The sequence below is a fragment of the Pseudomonas sp. ADAK21 genome, assembly GCF_012935735.1.
GTDB lineage: Bacteria > Pseudomonadota > Gammaproteobacteria > Pseudomonadales > Pseudomonadaceae > Aquipseudomonas > Aquipseudomonas proteolytica.
Genome location: NZ_CP052857.1, coordinates 4006387 through 4027120, shown reverse-complemented (window position 1 = coordinate 4027120; position 20734 = coordinate 4006387). Strand labels below are relative to the sequence as shown.

At 61.6% G+C, this 20734-nt stretch carries 16 protein-coding genes; 10 read left to right on the top strand and 6 right to left on the bottom strand.

The window, feature by feature from the left end; genetic code table 11:
* Positions 1-113: 113 nt before the first annotated feature.
* The gene (locus HKK57_RS18260) at positions 114-2030 is read right to left on the bottom strand and encodes an ATP-binding cassette domain-containing protein (protein ID WP_029300078.1); all 1917 of its coding nucleotides are present in this window, start codon (positions 2028-2030) and stop codon (positions 114-116) included.
* A gap of 212 nt (positions 2031-2242) precedes the next feature.
* On the opposite strand from HKK57_RS18260, the gene HKK57_RS18255 reads away from it, so the two are divergent.
* Positions 2243-4171 (top strand): transglycosylase SLT domain-containing protein, encoded by a 1929-nt coding sequence (locus HKK57_RS18255; protein ID WP_029300076.1) that lies wholly within the window; start codon positions 2243-2245, stop codon positions 4169-4171.
* 64 nt (positions 4172-4235) lie between these two features.
* Here HKK57_RS18255 and HKK57_RS18250 read toward each other — a convergent pair whose 3' ends face one another.
* Positions 4236-6011: an ABC transporter transmembrane domain-containing protein gene (locus tag HKK57_RS18250; RefSeq protein WP_169391206.1), complete on the bottom strand. Its 1776-nt coding sequence runs from the start codon at positions 6009-6011 to the stop codon at positions 4236-4238.
* 245 nt (positions 6012-6256) lie between these two features.
* On the opposite strand from HKK57_RS18250, the gene HKK57_RS18245 reads away from it, so the two are divergent.
* Positions 6257-6430, top strand: coding sequence for a PA1571 family protein (locus HKK57_RS18245; RefSeq protein ID WP_029300072.1), 174 nt, complete (start codon positions 6257-6259; stop codon positions 6428-6430).
* A gap of 54 nt (positions 6431-6484) precedes the next feature.
* Here the strand turns inward: HKK57_RS18245 and pdxB are convergent, their stop codons facing one another.
* Entirely contained in the window at positions 6485-7618 is a 1134-nt protein-coding gene (gene pdxB, locus HKK57_RS18240) for a 4-phosphoerythronate dehydrogenase PdxB (RefSeq protein ID WP_169390518.1), read from the bottom strand.
* A 142-nt stretch (positions 7619-7760) separates the two neighbouring features.
* Between pdxB and HKK57_RS18235 the strand changes: the two genes are divergently transcribed.
* The gene (locus HKK57_RS18235; RefSeq protein WP_070994697.1) at positions 7761-9143 is read left to right on the top strand and encodes an MATE family efflux transporter; all 1383 of its coding nucleotides are present in this window, start codon (positions 7761-7763) and stop codon (positions 9141-9143) included.
* Positions 9144-9171: 28 nt separating this feature from the next.
* Here HKK57_RS18235 and tusA read toward each other — a convergent pair whose 3' ends face one another.
* Entirely contained in the window at positions 9172-9423 is a 252-nt protein-coding gene (gene tusA, locus HKK57_RS18230) for a sulfurtransferase TusA (protein WP_070994698.1), read from the bottom strand.
* Positions 9424-9462: 39 nt separating this feature from the next.
* Positions 9463-10536: a 23S rRNA (cytidine(2498)-2'-O)-methyltransferase RlmM gene (rlmM, locus tag HKK57_RS18225; protein ID WP_029300064.1), complete on the bottom strand. Its 1074-nt coding sequence runs from the start codon at positions 10534-10536 to the stop codon at positions 9463-9465.
* Positions 10537-10726: 190 nt separating this feature from the next.
* On the opposite strand from rlmM, the gene acnA reads away from it, so the two are divergent.
* The 3 genes from acnA (at position 10727) to HKK57_RS18210 (ending at position 16095) form a co-directional block, all read left to right on the top strand.
* On the top strand, positions 10727-13468 hold the full coding sequence (gene acnA, locus HKK57_RS18220; RefSeq protein WP_029300063.1) for an aconitate hydratase AcnA: 2742 nt from the start codon (positions 10727-10729) through the stop codon (positions 13466-13468).
* Positions 13469-13621: 153 nt separating this feature from the next.
* Positions 13622-14410 (top strand): CPBP family intramembrane glutamic endopeptidase, encoded by a 789-nt coding sequence (locus tag HKK57_RS18215; RefSeq protein WP_029300061.1) that lies wholly within the window; start codon positions 13622-13624, stop codon positions 14408-14410.
* A 119-nt stretch (positions 14411-14529) separates the two neighbouring features.
* Entirely contained in the window at positions 14530-16095 is a 1566-nt protein-coding gene (locus HKK57_RS18210; protein ID WP_029300060.1) for a methyl-accepting chemotaxis protein, read from the top strand.
* Between the two features lie 325 nt (positions 16096-16420).
* Here HKK57_RS18210 and HKK57_RS18205 read toward each other — a convergent pair whose 3' ends face one another.
* Complete coding sequence (locus HKK57_RS18205; RefSeq protein ID WP_237150380.1) at positions 16421-17113, bottom strand: alpha/beta family hydrolase; 693 nt, start codon at positions 17111-17113, stop codon at positions 16421-16423.
* Between the two features lie 79 nt (positions 17114-17192).
* Between HKK57_RS18205 and ccoN the strand changes: the two genes are divergently transcribed.
* From ccoN to ccoP, 4 genes are read left to right on the top strand one after another with little or no spacing between them, the layout of a single operon-like run.
* Positions 17193-18617, top strand: a complete 1425-nt coding sequence (gene ccoN / locus HKK57_RS18200) for a cytochrome-c oxidase, cbb3-type subunit I (RefSeq protein WP_070994710.1) — start codon at positions 17193-17195, stop codon at positions 18615-18617.
* A gap of 10 nt (positions 18618-18627) precedes the next feature.
* Positions 18628-19236 carry a cytochrome-c oxidase, cbb3-type subunit II gene (ccoO, locus tag HKK57_RS18195; RefSeq protein WP_029300055.1) on the top strand — a complete coding sequence of 203 codons (609 nt, stop codon included), beginning with the start codon at positions 18628-18630 and terminating at the stop codon, positions 19234-19236.
* Between the two features lie 3 nt (positions 19237-19239).
* Positions 19240-19458, top strand: a complete 219-nt coding sequence (locus tag HKK57_RS18190; protein WP_029300053.1) for a cbb3-type cytochrome oxidase subunit 3 — start codon at positions 19240-19242, stop codon at positions 19456-19458.
* A complete protein-coding gene (ccoP, locus tag HKK57_RS18185; RefSeq protein WP_029300050.1) occupies positions 19455-20378 on the top strand; it encodes a cytochrome-c oxidase, cbb3-type subunit III in 924 nt (307 codons plus the stop codon). Before HKK57_RS18190 ends, ccoP begins: the two co-directional genes overlap by 4 nt.
* Positions 20379-20734 lie beyond the last annotated feature (356 nt).

Genomic DNA, 20734 nt, shown 5'->3' with positions numbered 1-20734 from the left:
ACACCAGAGATCAAATGTAGGAGCTGGCTTGCCAGCGCCTACATTTGGATTGCATTTCATATAAAAAAACCGGTGCTCGTAAGAGCGCCGGTTTTTTATTGCCGCCGAATCAATCAGGCATCCAGCTCGGCCCAACGCTCAACCAGCACTTCCAGTTCCTGGTTAAGCTTCTCCAGGGACTCGATGACCTTGGCAGTTTCCGCCGCAGGACGCAGGTAGAAGCCTGCGTCAGCCATTTCGGCTTCCACGGCTGCGATCTGTTGCTCCTTGGCGTCGATATCACCCGGCAAGGCTTCCAACTCACGCTGCAGCTTGTAGCTGAGCTTTTTCTTGGCCGCCGGCGCAGCGTCCTGAACAGGTTCAGCAGCGGCAGGTGCAACCACCGCAGAGTTCAAGTCGGCCTTGCCAGACTTGCTCTCGGTCACGCCCAGCAGGCGCGGCGAACCGCCCTGGCGCAGCCAGTCCTGGTAACCACCGACGTATTCGCGCACCTTGCCTTCACCTTCGAAGACCAGGGTACTGGTGACCACGTTGTCGAGGAATGCCCGGTCGTGGCTGACCATTAGCACAGTGCCGTTGAAGGTCAGCAGGACCTCTTCCAGCAGCTCGAGGGTTTCCACGTCGAGGTCGTTGGTCGGTTCGTCGAGCACCAGCAGGTTGGCCGGTTTGCTGAACAGCTTGGCCAATAGCAGGCGCGCACGCTCACCGCCAGACAAGGCCTTGACCGGCGTGCGGGCACGTTGTGGGCTGAACAGGAAGTCGCCCAGGTAGCTCAGGACGTGGCGGCTCTGACCATCGATATCGATAAAATCGCGGCCTTCGGCGACGTTGTCGATCACGGTCTTTTCCAGGTCCAACTGGTGGCGCAACTGGTCGAAGTAGGCCACGTCGATGCGCGTGCCCTCTTCCACGGTGCCGCTGGTCGGTTGCAGGCCGTTGAGCATCAGCTTGAGCAAAGTGGTCTTGCCGGTACCGTTGGCGCCCAGCAGACCAATACGGTCGCCGCGCTGCAGGACCATGGAGAAGTCCTTGATCAGGAACGGGCCATCCGGGTGATGGAAGCTGACGTTCTCCAGGACCATGACCTGCTTGCCCGACTTGTCGGCGGTATCCAGCTGGATATTGGCCTTGCCGGTGCGCTCGCGACGTTCGCTACGCTCGACACGCAAGGCTTTCAGGGCGCGTACACGACCTTCGTTACGGGTGCGGCGTGCCTTGATGCCCTGGCGGATCCAGACTTCTTCCTGGGCCAGCTTTTTGTCGAACAGCGCGTTGGCGGTCTCTTCAGCGGCCAGGGTGGCTTCCTTGTGCACCAGGAAGCTGGCGTAGTCGCCGTTCCAGTCGATCAGGCCGCCGCGATCCAGTTCGAGGATGCGCGTGGCGAGGTTCTGCAGGAAAGAACGGTCGTGCGTGATAAACAGCACGGCGCCCTGGAAGTCCTTGAGGGCTTCTTCCAGCCAGGCAATCGCGCCGATATCCAGGTGGTTGGTCGGTTCGTCGAGCAGCAGCAGGTCCGGCTCGGAAACCAGGGCCTGGGCCAGCAGCACGCGGCGACGCCAGCCGCCGGACAGTTCGGCAAGGGTCTTGTCGGCCGGCAATTGCAGGCGGCTCAAGGTGCTGTCGACCAGTTGCTGCAAGCGCCAGCCATCACGGGCTTCGAGGTCTTGCTGGACGTGCATCAGCTTGTCCAGGTCAGCGTCGGTGACGCAGTTCTGCGCCAGGTGATGGTACTGGGCAAGCAATTCGCCGACGCCATCGAGGCCTTCGGCAACCACGTCGAACACGGTCCGTTCGTCGGCCACCGGCAATTCTTGCGGCAATTCGCCAATCTTCAGGCCCGGCGCGCGCCATACGGAGCCGTCATCGGGCTTCTGGTCGCCCTTGACCAACTTCATCATGCTGGACTTGCCGGTGCCGTTGCGGCCGATGATGCACACCCGCTCACCACGGGCGATCTGCCAGGACACCTTGTCCAACAACGGCATAGCGCCGAAAGCAAGGGACACATCGCTGAATTTGAGCAGGGTCATACGCTTCTCCAAAAACTGGGCGCGCATTCTACCTGAGTTGGGGGGTGAAGCGGCCGGCATTTTCATGCCCGACACGTTCTGTAGGACATTTCTTGAGAACTTCAGCGAAGCAGCCTGCAAAGCTTTCACCGGCTGCGGGCAAAAGGCTAAGCTAGGGGCAATCAGTGTCGACAGCGTCGGCACTAGTCCTGATTTCTTTGCACGGACGTCTCATGCGCAGTCGCCTTTTCAGCTTTTTATCTTGCCTGCTTCTTTCCTCCACAGCCGTCCAAACCGCCCAGGCAGTGGACCTGACCACCCAACGCCAATATTACGACCAAGCCAAGCGTGCCCTGGCCAAAGGCGACACCGGCCCCTACATGCAATACAGCCAGGCCCTGGCCGATTACCCGCTCACGCCGTACCTGGCCTACGACGAACTGACCGCACGCCTCAAGTCCGCCAGCAACCAGGAAATCGAACAGTTCCTGGCCAAGCATGGCGACCTGCCCCAGGCCAACTGGATGAAGCTGCGCTGGTTGCGCTGGCTCGCCGAGCGTGGCGACTGGAAGACCTTTGAAAAGTACTACGACGCCAAGCTCAACTTCACCGAACTGGACTGCCTGCACGGCCAATACCAGTTGAGCAACAACCTCAAGGCCGAAGGCTACAAGACCGCCGAAGCCCTGTGGATGACCGGCAAATCCCAACCGGCCGCCTGTGACGCGACCTTTGGCCAGTGGGCTGCCGCCGGGCAATTGACCGAGCAGAAGATCTGGGACCGCACCAAGCTCGCCGCCGAAGCCCGCAACTACCCGCTGGCCAACAGCCTGGTGAAAACCCTGCCCACCCTGGGTGCCCAGGGCCGCCTGATGGTGGACGTGGCGCAAAAGCCCGCCATGCTCAGTGACCCCTCGCGCTTCCTGCCTGCCACTGAAGCCATGTCCGACGCCGTCGGCCTGGGCCTGCGCCGCCTGGCGCGCCAGGACCCGGAACAAGCCATGGCCCTGTTGGATGGATATGCCAGCAGCATGCACTTCTCCCGCGATGAAAAAGTGTCCATCGCTCGGGAAATCGGCCTGACCCTGGCGCGACGCTACGACCCGCGCGCCCTGGACGTGATGACCAAATACGACCCGGAGCTGCGTGACAACACCGTCTCCGAATGGCGCCTGCGCCTGCTACTACGCCTGGCCCGTTGGGAAGATGCCTACCAGTTGACCCGCAAGCTGCCCCAGGACCTGGCCACCACCAACCGCTGGCGCTACTGGCAGGCCCGTGCCCTGGAACTGGCCGAGCCGAAGAACCCACAAGCGCTGGTGCTGTACAAAGGCTTGGCCAAGGAGCGGGATTTTTATGGCTTCCTTGCCGCAGATCGCTCCCAGGCCCCGTATCAACTGAACAACCAGCCGCTGGTCATGAGCCAGGCGCTGATCAACAAGGTGCGCAACACCCCGGGTGTGCGCCGCGCCCTGGAATTTTATGCCCGTGGCCAGATCGTCGACGGTCGCCGCGAGTGGTATCACGTCAGCCGCCACTTCAACCGTGACGAAATGGTCGCCCAGGCCAAGCTCGCCTACGACATGAAATGGTACTTCCCGGCGATCCGCACCATCAGCCAGGCCAAGTACTGGGACGACCTGGATATCCGCTTCCCGATGGCCCACCGCGACACCCTGGTGCGTGAAGCCAAGGTCCGTGGCCTGCATTCAAGCTGGGTGTTTGCTATCACCCGCCAGGAAAGCGCCTTTATGGATGACGCCCGTTCCGGCGTCGGCGCCAGCGGCCTGATGCAACTGATGCCCGCCACCGCCAAGGAAACCGCGCGCAAATTCAGCATCCCACTGGCGTCACCGCAGCAGGTGCTGGACCCGGACAAGAACATCCAGCTCGGCGCCGCTTACCTGAGCCAGGTGCACAGCCAGTTCAACGGCAATCGCGTACTCGCCTCCGCCGCCTACAACGCCGGCCCAGGGCGCGTACGCCAATGGCTGCGCGGCGCCGATCACCTGAGTTTCGATGTATGGGTGGAAAGCATTCCATTCGACGAAACCCGTCAGTATGTGCAGAACGTGCTGTCTTATTCGGTGATCTACGGGCAGAAGCTCAACTCTCCACAGCCGTTGGTGGATTGGCATGAGCGTTATTTTGATGACCAGTAAAAGCAGGTAAAAGCTGCCCGTTTGAAGCTGCAAGTGCCCGCGTTGTGAGACGCGGGCATTTTTTTTAGGGTTCGTCGTGACCATCGCTAAATTGCAGGGCCGCCAGCCGCGCATACAGCGGGTTGGTGGCGATCAGTTGCTGATGGGTGCCCACCGCGACCAATTTGCCTTGATCCATCACCGCAATCCGATCGGCGTTTTTCACCGTGGCAAGGCGGTGGGCGATCACCAGAGTGGTACGCCCCTGCATCAGTTGCGGCAATGCCTGTTGGATCAGATGCTCGCTCTGGGCATCGAGGGCGCTGGTGGCTTCGTCCAGCAGCAGGATCGGCGCATCCACCAACAAGGCCCGGGCGATAGCCAGGCGCTGGCGCTGCCCACCAGAAAGGCCCATGCCGCCATCCCCCAGGTGGGTCTGGTAGCCGTCGGGCATTTGCAGGATGAAATCATGGGCATGGGCAATGCGCGCCGCTTCTTCGACCTGGGCTAGTGTGGCCTTGGGGTTGCCGTAGCGGATGTTTTCTTCAACGCTGCCAAAAAACAGCGCCGGGCTCTGGGATACCAGGGCAAAACAGCGGCGCAGATCCAACGGGTCCAATGCGCTCAGAGGCTGGCCTTCCAGCAGCACTTGCCCCTGTTGCGGGTCGTAGAAGCGCAGCAACAGATCAAAAATCGTTGATTTACCCGCACCGGACGGCCCCACCAAGGCCAGGGTTTCACCGGCATTGATGCTCAGGCTCAGCCCATCGATGGCGTAGCGATCAGGACGTGATGGGTAGGAAAAATGCAGGTCTTGTAGCTCCAGGCGACCACTGACCCGTTCTGGCAGTTTGACCACACCATAGGACGGAGCCTGGATTTCATTAGGCGACTGCAACAACTCGGCAATTCGCTCCGCCGCCCCGGCAGCGCGCTGCAACTCGCCAATCACTTCGCTCAAAGTGCCAAAGGCGCTGCCCACGATCAGGCTGTAGAACACAAAGGCCGCCAGTTCGCCACCGGAGATGCGCCCGGCGATCACATCCATGCCGCCCACCCACAGCATCACGCCCACGGCGCCCAGCACCAGCACAATCACCAAAGTGATCAGCCAGGCGCGCTGCACGATACGCTTGCGCGCCGTGGTGAACGCTTCCTCGACCGTCACGGCGAAGCGCTGCTCATCCTGCACCTGATGGTTATAGGCCTGCACGGTTTTGATCTGGCCCAGGGTCTCGGAGACGTAGCTGCCGACGTCGGCAATCCGGTCCTGGCTCTGGCGCGACAGGCTGCGCACGCGCCGGCCAAAGATCAGGATCGGGGCCAACACCAGCGGCAACGCCACCACCACGATGCTGGTGAGTTTTGGGTTGGTGATAAACAGCAACACAATCCCGCCGATCACCATCAAAGCGTTGCGCAGGAACAGCGACAGGGATGAACCGATCACCGATTGCAGCAAAGTGGTATCGGCGGTCAAGCGTGACTGGATTTCCGAGCTGCGATTGTTTTCATAAAAACCCGGATGCAGGTAGATCAGATGGTTGAACACCAGCCGGCGAATGTCCGCGACCACCCGCTCACCGATCCACGACACCAAATAAAACCGCGCAAACGTGCCCACCGCCAGGCCCAGCACGAGGATCATGAACAGGCCGATGGACTGGTTGAGCAAGTGTGGCGATTGGGTCATGAAGCCCTGGTCCACCAACAGGCGGATGCCCTGGCCCATGGACAAGGTGATGCCTGCCGTGACGATCAGTGCGAGCAACGCACCGACGGCCTGCCAGCGATACGGAGCGATAAAGCGCAGGGCCAGGCGGATGGCGCGGCGTTGACGGGCTGAAAGCATGGAGAGCATCACCTGAGGAAGACAATGCCAAGCCTACACCGCAATCGGATTGAACTTGGGTAAATCACAATGAGTCAGGTTAATTATGCCCGGCAAGACTAGGCCCTAGAGGCTATCGGTCTAAAGTCCGGCTGGAAATCCGGCGCGATTTCTGCTGGACTGGGCATTCGATCCGCCGACGGGCTAAGGAGTTGTAACAGCTCGGTCACGCGGGGGAATTAGAGTAGGTACACAACCTGATGAGGAGACAGGCCATGTCCTTGCAAAACAGCAGCACTGACAAAGTTGAAGTAATCCGCCAGCCACAGCAGTTGCCTTGCTCGTACATCGATGCCCAGGGCCGCGAAGTGCAGATTACCGAAGAGATGATCCAGGGCGCCTGCGCCGAACTGGAGCAGAAACTGGTCAAGCCTGCCCAGCAAGGCTGATACGCCCCAGCTCTTTCAGAACCGGCCCCAGTGGCCGGTTTTTTTATGCGTTTTTTATGCTCCCAGTGCGGCGACGATGCTCGACAAAGCTGGCGACTCACCATTGATCCGCACCTTCAAGCCGTCAATCTCGCGGCGATCCGGGTAGTGCTTGCGCAGCAGGTCGAATGCCTTGCGCTGTTCTTCGACTGTTCCTACCAGGCTACGGCGAAAGTCCGCATCGTCACGGCGCGGGTCGTAGACGCTGCGGCACAACGTCGCCAGGGCCCAGGCCGGGTCGGTGCTGGCATTGAGAGTGACCTCGGCCAGCGATGGCTCGGGCAGCAGGTCACTCAACTGAATGCTCGCCGGTTGCCCAAGGTGCGCGCACAACGCCTGGTAGATCTGCGCCGTGCCGCGCTGCTTGCCGTCGAGGCTGTAGCCGGCGATGTGCGGAGTCGCCAGCACGCACAGCTCGGCCAGCTCCACATCCACTTCGGGCTCGCCTTCCCACACATCCAGCACTGCCTGTAAATCTTCGCGCTCCAGCAACACCTCGCGCAGCGCCGTGTTATCCACCACCGGGCCACGGCTGGCGTTGATCAGCCAGGTGCCCGGCTTGAGCTGCTCCAGACGCTGGCGATCCAGCAGGTGCCAGGTCGAGCCATTGCCGGATTTTTTCAGCGGGGTGTGCAGGCTGATCACATCGCACTGCTCGATGATCTGTTCCAGGCTCACATAATCGCCCTCTTCGGCGACCTGGCGGGGCGGATCGCAGACCAGCACTTTCCAGCCCAGGCCCTTGAGCACCTTGACCAGGCGCCCGCCCACCTCACCGGCACCAACGATGCCATAGGTACGCTGGGTCAGGTCAGCACCTTCGATTTCAGCCAGGGTCAGCAGGCTGCCCAGCACATAGTCCACCACACCACGAGCGTTGCAGCCCGGCGCGCTGGACCATTGGATCCCGGCCCTTTGAAAGTAATCGAGGTCCAGGTGATCGGTGCCGATGGTGCAGGTGCCGACAAACCGTACCGCCGTGCCCTCCAGCAACGCACGGTTGACGTTGGTCACCGAACGCACCAGCAGCACATCGGCCTGTTCAATGGCGGCGCGGTCGATGGCGCGGCCCGGCACCCGGCGGATCTCGCCGAAACCTTCAAAGAACGCATCGAGCAGCGGGATATTTTCGTCGGCAACAATCAGCATGGCAGGCTCCTTTGGCGGACCAGCAGTGTACAGGCACCGGCCCCTGGAACGTTTACAAATCCGCTACACAGGTAATTTCCTGACCTATCCGTCAAGGCGTAGAATGCGCCGTCCTGCGCTCCCCCTTATCGGACATCTGCACGTGAACACTGCCACTTTGCCCCTCTCCCGCCCTGCCCGCGTTCGCCGGGAAGTCTATAGCCTGCTGGCGCTGGCCTTGCCCATCATGATCGGGCAACTGGCAACCACCGCCATGGGCTTTGTCGATGCGGTGATGGCCGGGCGTGTCAGTTCGCGGGACCTGGCGGCGGTGGCCCTGGGCAACTCCATCTGGATCCCGGTGTATCTATTGATGACCGGAACCTTGCTGGCCACCACCCCCAAAGTCGCCCAGCGCTTCGGCGCCGGCAGCCACACCGAAATCGGCCCGCTGGTACGCCAGGCGTTGTGGCTGGCGTTGGTGGTGGGGTGCACCGCCTCATTGCTGTTGATCAGTGCCGAGCCGATCCTGCATGCAATGAACGTCGACCCCGAGCTGATCGCCCCCTGCATGGGCTACCTGCACGGCATCGCTGCGGGCATGCCGGCGGTGGCGCTGTATTACGTGCTGCGCTGTTTCAGTGACGGGCTGGGCCGCACGCGCCCGAGCATGATCCTCGGGCTGGGCGGGCTGGCATTGAACATCCCGCTGAACTACGTGTTCATCTACGGCCATTTCGGCGTGCCGGCCATGGGCGGCGTAGGCTGCGGCTGGGCCACCGGGATTGTGATGTGGGCGATGATGCTGGGCTTCGCCGCCTGGACCCGCTGGGCACCGGCCTATCAGGCCAGCGAGTTGTTCAAGCGCTTCGACTGGCCAAAATGGTCGGTGATCAAGCGCATCCTGGGCATCGGCCTGCCGATTGGCATCGCGGTGTTTGCCGAGTCGAGCATCTTTGCGGTGATCGCCCTGCTGATCGGCAGCCTGGGCGCAACCGTGGTGGCCGGGCACCAAATCGCCCTGAACTTCAGCTCCCTGGTGTTCATGATCCCCTACTCCCTGAGCATGGCCGTGACCGTGCGGGTGGGCCAGGCCCTGGGCCGTGGCGAACCCCGTGAAGCACGCTTCGCCGCAGGCGTGGGGATGGGCACCGCGCTGGCCTATGCCTGCCTGTCATGCAGCCTGATGCTGCTGTTCCGCGAGCAGATCGCCACGATCTACACCGCCGACCCGCTGGTGGTCCAGGTGGCGGCGATGCTGATTGTGTTCGCGGCGCTGTTCCAGTTTTCCGATGCGATCCAGGTCACGGCGGCTGGCGCCCTGCGCGGTTATCAGGACACCCGGGTGACCATGATCCTGACCCTGTTCGCCTACTGGGGCGTGGGCTTGCCGGTAGGTTACTTGCTGGGGCTGACCGACTGGCTGGGCCAGGCCAACGGCCCGAGCGGCTTGTGGCAGGGGCTGATCGTCGGCCTCAGTTGCGCAGCGGCAATGCTGGTGGTGCGCCTGGCACGCAGTGCGCGCAAGCGCATTCGCCAGGTTTAAGCGCGACTGCCCACTGTAGGTATCAGTCTCAGGTGGCCTTCTTGCGGATCCAGTACAGGTAAGTACCGGCCTCTTCGCGCTGCTCCACCAGTTCATGGTCCAGGAACACGCAGAACTTGGGGATGTCGCGACGGGTCGAGGGATCGGTCGCGATGACCTTGAGCAGGCCACCCGGCGCCAGGTCGCGGATGTGCTGGTGCAGCATCATCACCGGTTCCGGGCAGTTGAGGCCGGTGGCGTCGAGGGTGCCGTCAACGGCAGGGTCAAAAATGTCACTCATAACTCACTCCTGAAAGGCCGGTTCCCACGGGGCTTGCATTTACCGGGCCTTGGGTTTCTTTACGTCCAGGCGGCGCAGGTGGCAGGTGACCTCCTCGCGGTCGTGGTACAGCTGCTTGCAGCCGATTTCCACGCGAATGCCCCGCGCCTTGAAGCCTTCTTCGATGCGCTCCAGCAGGCGCTTCACCTCGGCGTAGCGCTGTTTCATCGGCAACTTGAGGTTGACCACCGCTTCGCGGCAATGCCCTTCGCCGATCCAGGTTTCCAGCAGGGCCGCGTTGCGCGCCGGTTTCTCGACGATATCGCAGACCATCCAGTCCACCGGCTGCTTGGGGGTGAAGGTAAAACCATCCGCCATCAAGTGTTGCACCAGGCCGGTGTCCATCAGGCTTTCGGCCATCGGCCCGTTATCAATCGCCGTCACCAGCATGCCCCGGTTGACCAGTTGCCAGGTCCAGCCGCCCGGCGCTGCGCCGAGGTCGACGCCGGTCATGTCGCCGTGCAGGCGCTCGTCCCACTGGTCCCGGGGGATAAAGTGGTGCCAGGCCTCTTCCAGCTTCAAGGTCGAGCGGCTTGGCGCGTCGCGGGGGAATTTCAGGCGCGGGATGCCCATCGGCCACATGGCCGAGTTATTTGACTCGGCCAGGCCCATAAACACTTCGCGCCCGCTCTTGAAGGTCAGCAGCAGGCGCGGCTTGCTCGGGTCTTCGACCAGCTTGCCGGCGGCCAGCAGGGCCTTGCGCAGGTGCACTTCGAATTTCTTGCAGAAGTTCGACAGTTCCTTGCCATCGTTGGTATCGACCATTTCCAGCCACAGGCTGCCGCATACCGGGAAATCCCGCAGGTGCGCGAGGATCACGCTGATGCGGTCGGTTTCCGGCAGATCGATGAAAACCCCACGCGCCCACTGCCTCGGGAAGATCAGTTCGGCAAAGCGTTGGCCGCGCATCAGGCGCTGGGCGCCGTCTTCTTCAGTGCAGACAAATTCGGCGCAGGCGCTGCCGGTCTTGGCCTTGGCATAGCCGGAAACGTTCAGGCGCGCGGCGTGTTCCGCGATCTCGGAACAGACTTCGCCTTCAAAACCCGGGCGGCAATGCATAAAAAGGGTGTTCATCAACTCTCCTGGTAACACGCTTGCTGTAGCGCAAGGCCTGTCATGAAAACGCGCGCATGATAGCTGAGTTCGGAACCTTGGACTTGTCCATAGAGTCCAGTTATTAGCCTGCTACTGAAAACAGGGCTAGCTTGTAAGCTCTGTTCGTCCCGTCAGGTCCGTAGCCGTGCGGACCATAAGGAGTCATGTAATGTCATCCGTTGATAGCCTGAGAACCCTTAAGACCCTGCAAGTCGACAGCAAGACTTACCACTACTTCAGCTTGCCCGAAGCCGCCAAGAGCCTGGGTGACCTGGACAAGTTGCCGATGTCCCTCAAGGTGCTGCTGGAAAACCTGCTGCGCTGGGAGGACGAAAAAACCGTGACCGGCGCCGACCTCAAGGCGCTTGCCGCCTGGCTCAAGGAGCGGCGCTCCGACCGCGAGATCCAGTACCGCCCGGCCCGGGTGCTGATGCAGGACTTTACCGGCGTACCCGCCGTGGTCGACCTGGCCGCCATGCGCGCCGCCGTGGCCAAGGCCGGTGGCGATCCGCAGCGCATCAACCCGCTGTCGCCGGTGGACCTGGTAATTGACCACTCGGTGATGGTCGACAAGTTCGGCAACGCCGACGCCTTCGAGCAAAACGTCGATATCGAAATGCAGCGCAACGGCGAACGTTATGCGTTCCTGCGCTGGGGCCAGAGCGCCTTTGATAATTTCAGCGTGGTACCACCGGGTACCGGCATCTGCCACCAGGTCAACCTGGAATACCTGGGTCGCACGGTGTGGACCAAGGACGAAGACGGCCGCACCTATGCCTTCCCCGATACCCTGGTGGGCACCGACTCCCACACCACCATGATCAACGGCCTCGGCGTTTTGGGCTGGGGCGTGGGCGGTATCGAGGCGGAAGCGGCTATGCTTGGCCAGCCGGTCTCGATGCTGATCCCCGAAGTGATCGGCTTCAAGCTCACCGGCAAACTCAAAGAAGGCATTACCGCCACCGACCTGGTGCTGACAGTCACGCAAATGCTGCGTAAAAAAGGCGTGGTGGGCAAATTCGTCGAGTTCTATGGCGACGGCCTGGCTGACCTGCCCCTGGCCGACCGCGCCACCATTGCCAACATGGCACCGGAGTACGGCGCAACCTGCGGCTTTTTCCCCGTGGACGAAGTGACCCTGGACTACTTGCGCCTCTCCGGCCGGCCTGACGCCACGGTCAAGCTGGTGGAGGCCTATACCAAGGCCCAGGGCCTGTGGCGCAATGCCGGTGAAGAACCGGTATTCACTGACAGCCTGGCGCTGGACATGGCCAGCGTCGAAGCCAGCCTGGCCGGGCCAAAACGCCCGCAGGACCGAGTCTCGCTGCCAGATGTGGGTCAAGCGTTCAGTGACTTCCTGGACTTGCAGTTCAAACCCGCAAGCAAGGAAGAAGGCCGCCTGGAAAGCGAAGGCGGCGGCGGTGTCGCCGTGGGCAATGCCGACCTGGTGGGCGAAGCCGACTACGACTTCGAAGGCCAGACCTATCGCCTGAAAAACGGCGCGGTGGTGATCGCCGCGATTACCTCCTGCACCAACACCTCCAACCCCAGCGTGATGATGGCCGCCGGCCTGGTCGCGAAAAAAGCCGTGGAAAAGGGCCTGACCCGCAAGCCGTGGGTAAAAAGCTCCCTGGCGCCTGGCTCCAAGGTGGTTACCGACTACTACAACGCCGCCGGCCTGACACCGTACCTCGACCAACTGGGCTTCGACCTGGTGGGTTACGGCTGCACCACCTGTATCGGCAACTCCGGGCCATTACCGGAGCCTATCGAGAAAGCCATCCAGAAAGCCGACCTGACCGTGGCGTCGGTGCTGTCCGGCAACCGTAACTTCGAAGGCCGCGTGCACCCCCTGGTGAAAACCAACTGGCTGGCCTCGCCGCCCCTGGTGGTGGCCTACGCCCTCGCCGGGACCGTGCGCATTGATATCAGCAGCGAGCCCTTGGGCACCGGCAAGGATGGTGCGCCGGTATACCTGCGCGATATCTGGCCCAGCAGCCAGGAGATCGCCGACGCGGTGGCCCAGGTCAGCACCAGCATGTTCCATAAGGAATACGCCGAGGTGTTTGCCGGTGACGAACAGTGGCAAGCCATTGAAGTGCCGCAGGCCGCGACTTATGTGTGGCAAAAAGACTCCACCTATATCCAGCACCCGCCCTTCTTCGACGACATCGCCGGCCCCTTGCCGGTGATCAAGGATGTGCAAGGCGCCAACATCCTGGCCCTACTTGGTGATTCGGTGACCACCGACCACATCTCCCCGGCCGGCAACATCAAGGCTGACAGCCCGGCCGGCCGCTACCTGCGCGAACAGGGCGTGGAACCACGGGACTTCAACTCCTATGGCTCGCGCCGCGGCAACCATGAAGTGATGATGCGCGGCACCTTCGCCAACATCCGGATCCGCAACGAAATGCTCGGCGGCGAAGAAGGCGGCAACACCCTCTACATTCCCACCGGCGAGAAGATGCCGATCTACGACGCTGCCATGAAATACCAGGCGTCCGGCACGCCGCTGGTGGTGATCGCCGGCCAGGAGTACGGCACCGGTTCCAGCCGCGACTGGGCCGCCAAGGGCACCAACCTGTTGGGCGTCAAGGCGGTGATTGCCGAGAGCTTCGAGCGTATCCACCGTTCCAACCTGGTGGGCATGGGCGTGCTGCCATTGCAGTTCAAACTGGACCAGAACCGCAAGGCGCTGCAACTGACCGGCAAGGAGAAGATCGATATTCTCGGCCTGACCGATGCCGATATCGAACCACGCATGAACCTGACGCTGGTGATTACCCGCGAAGACGGCCGCAGCGAAAAAGTCGAGGTCCTGTGCCGGATCGATACCCTCAATGAAGTTGAATACTTCAAGGCGGGGGGGATTCTGCATTACGTACTGCGCCAGTTGATTGCTTCATAACGCGACAAGCCAGACCCAACACCGCCTTCGGGCGGTGTTTTCATTTTTACCGCCTGCAACTGTCGCTATAATCCGCGCCCTCATTTGTAGGCGCCGGCTTACCGGCTGCTACATCAAGCAATTGCGTCACGTTGACCGTCACAAGGATTTTTTATGCCCGCTTTGCCCTGGCTGTACCTGGCCCTTCTTTCCATTGGCTATGGATTGGCCCTGACCTACGGGCAACTGGGTTTGCTGGCAGGGGCTTCCATCGGGCTACTGCTGGTCGCAGGTTACGCCGTACGCCAACAGCACGTCCCATGGGCGCGCTACCTTGGCCATGGCCTGTTCATCGTATTGGCCCTGGGCCTGGCGATGCACTGGCTACCCGGCTTCCAAAACGGTCGCGCCATCGACCCCCAGCGTTTCACCGCCGACGCCGTGCCCTTTTCGTTGTACCTGAACCAGGACAAACCACTGATTGGCTTCTGGCTGCTACTCGCCTGCCCGTGGATCGTCGCCCGCCGCCCGTTGCGCCTATCGATCTATGCCACCGCGCTGGCCTTGACCCTGACCACCATCGCCGCCCTGGGTGGCGCGGTACTGCTGGGCATCATCAGTTGGGCCCCCAAATGGCCAGACCAGGCCTGGCTCTGGGTGTTGAATAACCTGTTGCTGGTGACCCTGGTTGAGGAAGCGTTGTTTCGCGGCTATATCCAGGGCGGCCTGAGCCGGCGCTTCAAGCAAATGCCCTACGGCGAAAACCTCGCCTTGCTATTGGCTTCGCTGCTGTTTGGCCTGGTGCATGTGGGCGCGGGCTGGCAATGGGTGCTGCTGGCCAGTATTGCTGGCGCGGGTTATGGCCTGGCCTACCGCTTCGGCGGCCTGGGCGCGGCGATTGCTACGCACTTTGGTTTGAATCTGCTGCATTTCGGGTTGTTTACCTACCCAATGCTGGCCTGATCGCCAGCGCTGAGGCTGCGCCGGCAGGAGCTTTCGCTGGCGCGGATTATTGCAAAAATAAGTTAAATAAACCCCCGCACTGGCCGACAACCTGTCAAAGCCTTGCGGATTGATCAATCATGCGTAATAACCAACCCGTTACCCAGCGCGAACGTACCTTCCCCGCTCAACAACGGTTGATCTCCACGACCGATGCCAAAGGCGTGATCACTTACTGCAACGATGCGTTTGTCGAGATCAGTGGGTTTTCCCGGGATGAACTGATGCGCGCCCCGCACAACCTGGTTCGCCACCCGGATGTGCCGGCGGCCGTGTTCGCGCATATGTGGACGACGCTCAAACAAGGCTTGCCATGGATGGGCATCGTCAAGAACCGCTGCAAGACCGGCGATCACTACTGGGTCAACGCCTATGTGACCCCGGTATTCGACGGCGAACAGGTGATCGGCTACGAATCGGTACGAGTCAAGCCGACCGCCGAGCAGATCCGCCGTGCCGAAGCGCTGTACCAGCGTATCAACCAAGGCAAGTCGGCCATCCCGCGCAGTGATAAATGGCTGCCGGTGTTGCAGGACTGGCTGCCGTTTATCATGGTCAGCCAACTGAGTTTCCTGATTGGCATCTGGCTCAATTCCCATTGGGGCTTTGCCTTGGCCGCTGCCTTGTCAGTGCCACTGGGCCTGCTCGGCCTGAGCTGGCAGCAGCGCGGCCTCAAGCGCCTGCTGCGCCTGGCCGAACAGACCACTTCCGACCCGCTGATCGCACAGATGTACACCGACAGCCGTGGCGCACAAGCACGCCTGGAGATGTCGATCCTCAGCCAGGAAGCCCGCCTGAAGACCTGCCTGACCCGTCTGCAGGACACCGCCGAGCACCTCAACGAGCAGGCGCGTCAATCCAACACCCTGGCCCACAACAGTTCGACCGGCCTGGAACGCCAGCGCGTGGAGACCGAGCAGGTCGCCACCGCCGTCAATCAGATGGCCGCCACCACCCAGGAAGTCGCCAGCCATGTACAGCGCACGGCCGATGCGACCCAGGAAGCCAATCGCCTGACCGGGCGCGGGCGTGATATCGCCGGCGAAACCCGTGAAGCCATCCAGCGCCTGTCGGTGGTGGTCGGGGAAACCGGCGTGACCGTGACCCAACTGGCCAAGGACAGCGACGAGATCGGCGGCGTGGTGGATGTGATCAAGGGTATTGCCGACCAGACCAACCTGCTGGCCCTGAACGCAGCCATCGAAGCGGCCCGTGCCGGTGAAATGGGTCGCGGGTTTGCGGTGGTGGCCGACGAAGTGCGGCAACTGGCGCAACGCACCAGCGAGTCCACCGGGCAGATCCATGCCCTGATCGCCAAGCTACAACAGACCGCCAGCACCGCCGTGCAGACCATGGACGCCGGGCATCGCCAGGCTGAAGAAGGTGTGGCGCGGGTAATGGAAGCGGACGCTGCGCTGGTGGGAATCAGCGAGGCGGTGGCGCATATTACCGACATGACCACCCAGATCGCCGCCGCGACCGAGGAGCAAAGCTCGGTGGCCGAAGAGATCAGCCGCAATATCAGCACCATTGCGCTGTTGGCGGACCAGACGTCGGAGCAGGCGTTGAATTCGGCGCAGTTGAGTGAGGAGTTGACGCATACGGCGAATACGCAGTATTCGTTGGTGGAGCGGTTTAACCGTTAGATCGCTATCGCAGGCAAGCCAGCTCCCACATTTTGAATGTATTCACACATCAAAATGTGGGAGCTGGCTTGCCTGCGATGGGCATCGGTATCTACACAACTTTCAGAAACTGACGATCTCTCCTGTGGCGAGCGGGCTTGCCCCGCGCCGGGGTGCGAAGCAGCCCCAAAACCAGCCACTACGGAGTATCTGATACACCGCATACAGCTTACTGGGGCTGCTTCGCACCCCGGCGCGGGGCAAGCCCGCTCGCCACAACAGCCCTATCTGCTTGGCTTTATGCGATGCAGCAAAATTGTGTAGATACCTATGCTGCGATGAGGCCCTAACAGGCGCCGAGAAACCCAGCCACCTTCACCGCCGCCGCCTCCAGATGCTGCTCATGGGTAACCCCCGAAGCCTTCAACGGCTTCAAATCATGATCCCCTGCCACCAGCCACATCACCTCGATGCTCGGCGACAGCACATAACCCTCCACCGCCGCCCGATTGCCCAGCGCATCACGCTCGCCCTGCACAATCAACGTCGGCGTCTTCAGCCCGGCCAGGTGCTCGACCCGGGGTTTTTCCGGCTTGCCCACCGCATAGAACGGATAACCCAGGCATACCAGGGCATCAGCCGCCAATTCATCGGCCAATAGGCTGGCCATGCGCCCGCCCATGGACTTGCCGCCCACCGCCAGGGGCCCAGCGACATGACGTCGCACCTGGGCATATACCTCGCGCCAGCATTCCAGCAGTTTCGGCGCCGGATTCGGCGGGCGTTTGCCGCCGTCCACACGGCGCTGGGCCATGTACGGGAACTCGAAGCGCAACACGCTCACGCCATGCCCGGCAAGGCGTGCAGCCATGTCGTCCATAAAGCCCGAGTCCATCGGCGCGCCGGCTCCGTGGGCGAGGATCAGCGTCGGTGAGGGGCCTGCGCCAACGCGCGTGGCCGCATTCCATAACCAACCCTGTTCACGCACACACTGCGCCCATTGATCCCCGTCAATACTGGCCTTGTGCTCTTTGCCCATGCTTGCCTCGCTTTTTAGTCTGCCTATAACTCCAGCCCAAGTGCCGCATCTGCTTGGGTTGAACCGTGGATGGGGAACCATGAACACTACTTTAAGTACCGCCTATAACTACAAGGTGGTCCGCCAATTCGCCATTATGACGGTGGTGTGGGGCATCGTCGGCATGGGGCTCGGGGTTTTTCTCGCTGCCCAGTTGGTATGGCCCGAACTCAACTTCAACCTGCCTTGGACCAGTTTCGGTCGATTGCGCCCACTGCACACCAACGCGGTGATTTTCGCGTTTGGTGGCTGTGCGCTGTTTGCCAGCTCCTTCTACGCGGTGCAACGCACCTGCCAGACCCAGCTGTTCGCGCCGAAAGTCGCGGCGTTCTGCTTCTGGGGCTGGCAATTGGTGATCCTGCTGGCGGCAATCAGCTTGCCATTGGGCTACACCAGTTCCAAGGAATACGCCGAGCTGGAATGGCCGATCGACATCCTGATCACCATCGTCTGGGTCGCCTACGCCATCGTGTTCTTCGGCACCGTGGCCAAGCGCAACACCAAGCACATCTACGTCGGTAACTGGTTCTTCGGTGCGTTCATCATCACCGTGGCGATCCTGCATATCGTCAACAACCTGGAAATCCCGGTCAGCCTGACCAAGTCCTACTCCCTCTACGGTGGTGCGACGGATGCCATGGTGCAGTGGTGGTACGGCCATAACGCCGTAGGTTTTTTCCTCACTGCGGGCTTCCTGGGGATGATGTACTACTTCGTGCCGAAACAGGCCGAGCGTCCGGTTTACTCCTATCGCTTGTCCATCGTGCACTTCTGGGCATTGATCACCCTGTACATCTGGGCCGGTCCTCACCACTTGCACTACACCGCGCTGCCGGACTGGGCACAGTCCCTGGGCATGGTGATGTCGCTGGTACTGCTGGCGCCAAGCTGGGGCGGCATGATCAACGGCATGATGACCCTCTCGGGCGCCTGGCATAAGCTGCGCAGCGACCCGATCCTGCGCTTTCTGGTGGTATCGCTGGCGTTCTACGGCATGTCGACCTTTGAAGGTCCGATGATGGCGATCAAGACGGTCAACGCCCTGTCCCACTACACCGACTGGACCATCGGCCACGTACACGCCGGCGCTCTGGGTTGGGTGGCGATGATTTCCATCGGCGCGCTGTACCACATGATCCCGAAAGTCTTCGGTCGCGAGCAGATGTACAGCCTCGGCCTGATCAACGCGCACTTCTGGCTGGCTACCATCGGCACCGTGCTCTACATCGCTTCGATGTGGGTCAACGGCATTGCCCAGGGCCTGATGTGGCGTGCGGTCAACGAAGACGGCACCTTGACCTACTCCTTCGTCGAAACCCTGGTGGCTAGCCACCCAGGCTTCATCGTGCGGTTGGTGGGCGGTGCGATCTTCCTCAGCGGCATGTTCCTGATGGCTTACAACACTTGGCGCACCGTGCGTTCGGCACAACCTGCCGAAGTAGCCGCTGCGGCGCGGATGGCCTGAGGAGTCGATGATGAAACACGAAACGATTGAAAAGAACGTCGGCCTGCTGATGCTGCTGATGGTGCTGGCCGTGAGTATCGGCGGCCTGACACAGATCGTCCCGCTGTTCTTCCAGGACGTGACCAACAAGCCGGTGGAAGGCATGAAGCCCTATACCGCGCTGCAACTGGAAGGCCGTGACATCTACATCCGCGAAGGCTGCGTACAGTGCCACTCGCAAATGATCCGGCCGTTCCGCGCCGAGACCGAACGCTATGGCCACTACTCGGTCGCCGGCGAAAGCGTTTGGGACCACCCGTTCCTGTGGGGTTCCAAGCGTACCGGTCCGGACCTGGCCCGGGTTGGCGCCCGCTACTCCGACGACTGGCACCGCGCGCACTTGTACAACCCGCGCAACGTAGTGCCTGAGTCGAAGATGCCGGCCTACCCATGGCTGGTCACCGCGCAGGTCGACAGCAGCCACACCGAAACCAAGCTCAAGGTCATGCGTACCCTCGGCGTGCCGTACACCGACGCGGACATCACCGCGGCCGTGGACAGCCTCAAGGGCAAGACCGAAATGGACGCCCTGGTCTCCTATCTGCAAGTGCTCGGCACTGCAATCAAGAGCAAGAGGTGAACCATGGGTTTTGAACTGGATACCGGAATGATCCGCGGCCTCGGCACGCTGGTGGTGGCAATTGCCTTCATCGGCTTGTCGCTGTGGGTGTTCAACTCCAAGCGCAACCCGGAGTTCGCCGAGGCCTGCCTGCTGCCATTTGCCGATGAGCCTAAGCCTGACGCCATTGGCACCCCATCCGACGCTCAAGAAGAGCCTGTAACAAGGAGCATTCGGCCATGACTACCTTTTGGAGTACATGGATCTGTGTACTGACCCTGGGCAGCCTGATCGGCCTGACCTGGCTGTTGTTCGGCACCCGCAAGGGCGAGACCAAGGGCAGCGTCGACCAGACCATGGGCCACGCGTTCGACGGGATTGAGGAGTACGACAACCCCCTGCCCCAATGGTGGTTCATGTTGTTCGCCGGCACCCTGGTGTTTGCCGTCGGCTACCTGATCCTCTATCCGGGCCTGGGCAACTGGAAAGGCGTATTGCCGGGCTATGAAGACGGCTGGACCCAGACCAAGGAATGGGACAAGGAAATGGCCAAGGCCGACGCCAAGTTCGGGCCGATCTTCGCCAAATTCGCCGCCATGCCCGTGGAAGAAGTGGCCAAGGACCCGCAAGCGTTGAAAATGGGCGGTCGCCTGTTTGCCTCCAACTGCGCGGTGTGCCACGGCTCCGACGCCAAGGGCGCCTACGGCTTCCCGAACCTGGCGGACGACAACTGGCGCTGGGGTGGTTCGGCTGATGCAATCAAGCTGACCATCATGAACGGTCGCCATGCCGCGATGCCGGCCTGGGGTGAAGTGCTGGGTGAAGACGGGGTGAAAAACGTCGCCGCTTATGTGCGTCACGACCTGGCCAAGTTGCCGCTGCCGGCTGACAGCAAAGTCGACCTGGCTGCCGGCAAGCAAGCGTTCGACACCACCTGCGTGGCATGCCACGGCCCAGAAGGCCACGGTGTTGAAGCCATGGGCGCGCCGAACCTGACGCAGCCTGCCGGTTTCATCTACGGCACCAGTCTTGCGCAGTTGCAACAGACTATCCGCCATGGCCGCCAAGGCCAGATGCCGGCGCAGGAAGCGCTGCAAGGCAACGACAAGGTCCACCTGCTGGCGGCCTACGTCTACAGCCTGTCGCAGAAAGATCAGAAGTAAGCTTCACGCAATAAGCTGCAAGAGAAGAGTTCTCAACTCGGCTCTTGCAGCCTTTTCAACCCTCTCCCTCCCCGCTTCAAACTTGCCGCTTGCAGCTCGCTATTAACCGCTGCGCCCTGCGCCAGATTGTCACACCCTTCTAAAGCACACCTTTCCCCTCTCGCCAATCGGGTCTACGCTTGTTTCGACAGTGGGCCGGCGTTGATCGGCCGCAGCTCGACTTGCACTCGATGAGTCAGACATTCCAGCAGGGTGACAGGCGCAAGGGCTGACAGTTACCGGCTGTCGCGCCACCGACCATTCGTCACCTTGGCAACGTGTCCCTACGCATCGCGTTGCAAGTACCTGCGCCCCCT

Excerpts from the sequence above, each read along its gene's own strand:
- HKK57_RS18260 (WP_029300078.1), bottom strand. The coding sequence starts at position 2,030 with ATGACCCTGCTCAAATTCAGCGATGTGTCCCTTGCTTTCGGCGCTATG.
- HKK57_RS18255 (WP_029300076.1), top strand. The coding sequence starts at position 2,243 with ATGCGCAGTCGCCTTTTCAGCTTTTTATCTTGCCTGCTTCTTTCCTCC.
- HKK57_RS18250 (WP_169391206.1), bottom strand. The coding sequence starts at position 6,011 with ATGCTCTCCATGCTTTCAGCCCGTCAACGCCGCGCCATCCGCCTGGCC.
- HKK57_RS18245 (WP_029300072.1), top strand. The coding sequence starts at position 6,257 with ATGTCCTTGCAAAACAGCAGCACTGACAAAGTTGAAGTAATCCGCCAG.
- pdxB (WP_169390518.1), bottom strand. The coding sequence starts at position 7,618 with ATGCTGATTGTTGCCGACGAAAATATCCCGCTGCTCGATGCGTTCTTT.
- tusA (WP_070994698.1), bottom strand. The coding sequence starts at position 9,423 with ATGAGTGACATTTTTGACCCTGCCGTTGACGGCACCCTCGACGCCACC.
- rlmM (WP_029300064.1), bottom strand. The coding sequence starts at position 10,536 with ATGAACACCCTTTTTATGCATTGCCGCCCGGGTTTTGAAGGCGAAGTC.
- acnA (WP_029300063.1), top strand. The coding sequence starts at position 10,727 with ATGTCATCCGTTGATAGCCTGAGAACCCTTAAGACCCTGCAAGTCGAC.
- HKK57_RS18215 (WP_029300061.1), top strand. The coding sequence starts at position 13,622 with ATGCCCGCTTTGCCCTGGCTGTACCTGGCCCTTCTTTCCATTGGCTAT.
- HKK57_RS18210 (WP_029300060.1), top strand. The coding sequence starts at position 14,530 with ATGCGTAATAACCAACCCGTTACCCAGCGCGAACGTACCTTCCCCGCT.
- HKK57_RS18205 (WP_237150380.1), bottom strand. The coding sequence starts at position 17,113 with ATGGGCAAAGAGCACAAGGCCAGTATTGACGGGGATCAATGGGCGCAG.
- ccoN (WP_070994710.1), top strand. The coding sequence starts at position 17,193 with ATGAACACTACTTTAAGTACCGCCTATAACTACAAGGTGGTCCGCCAA.
- ccoO (WP_029300055.1), top strand. The coding sequence starts at position 18,628 with ATGAAACACGAAACGATTGAAAAGAACGTCGGCCTGCTGATGCTGCTG.
- HKK57_RS18190 (WP_029300053.1), top strand. The coding sequence starts at position 19,240 with ATGGGTTTTGAACTGGATACCGGAATGATCCGCGGCCTCGGCACGCTG.
- ccoP (WP_029300050.1), top strand. The coding sequence starts at position 19,455 with ATGACTACCTTTTGGAGTACATGGATCTGTGTACTGACCCTGGGCAGC.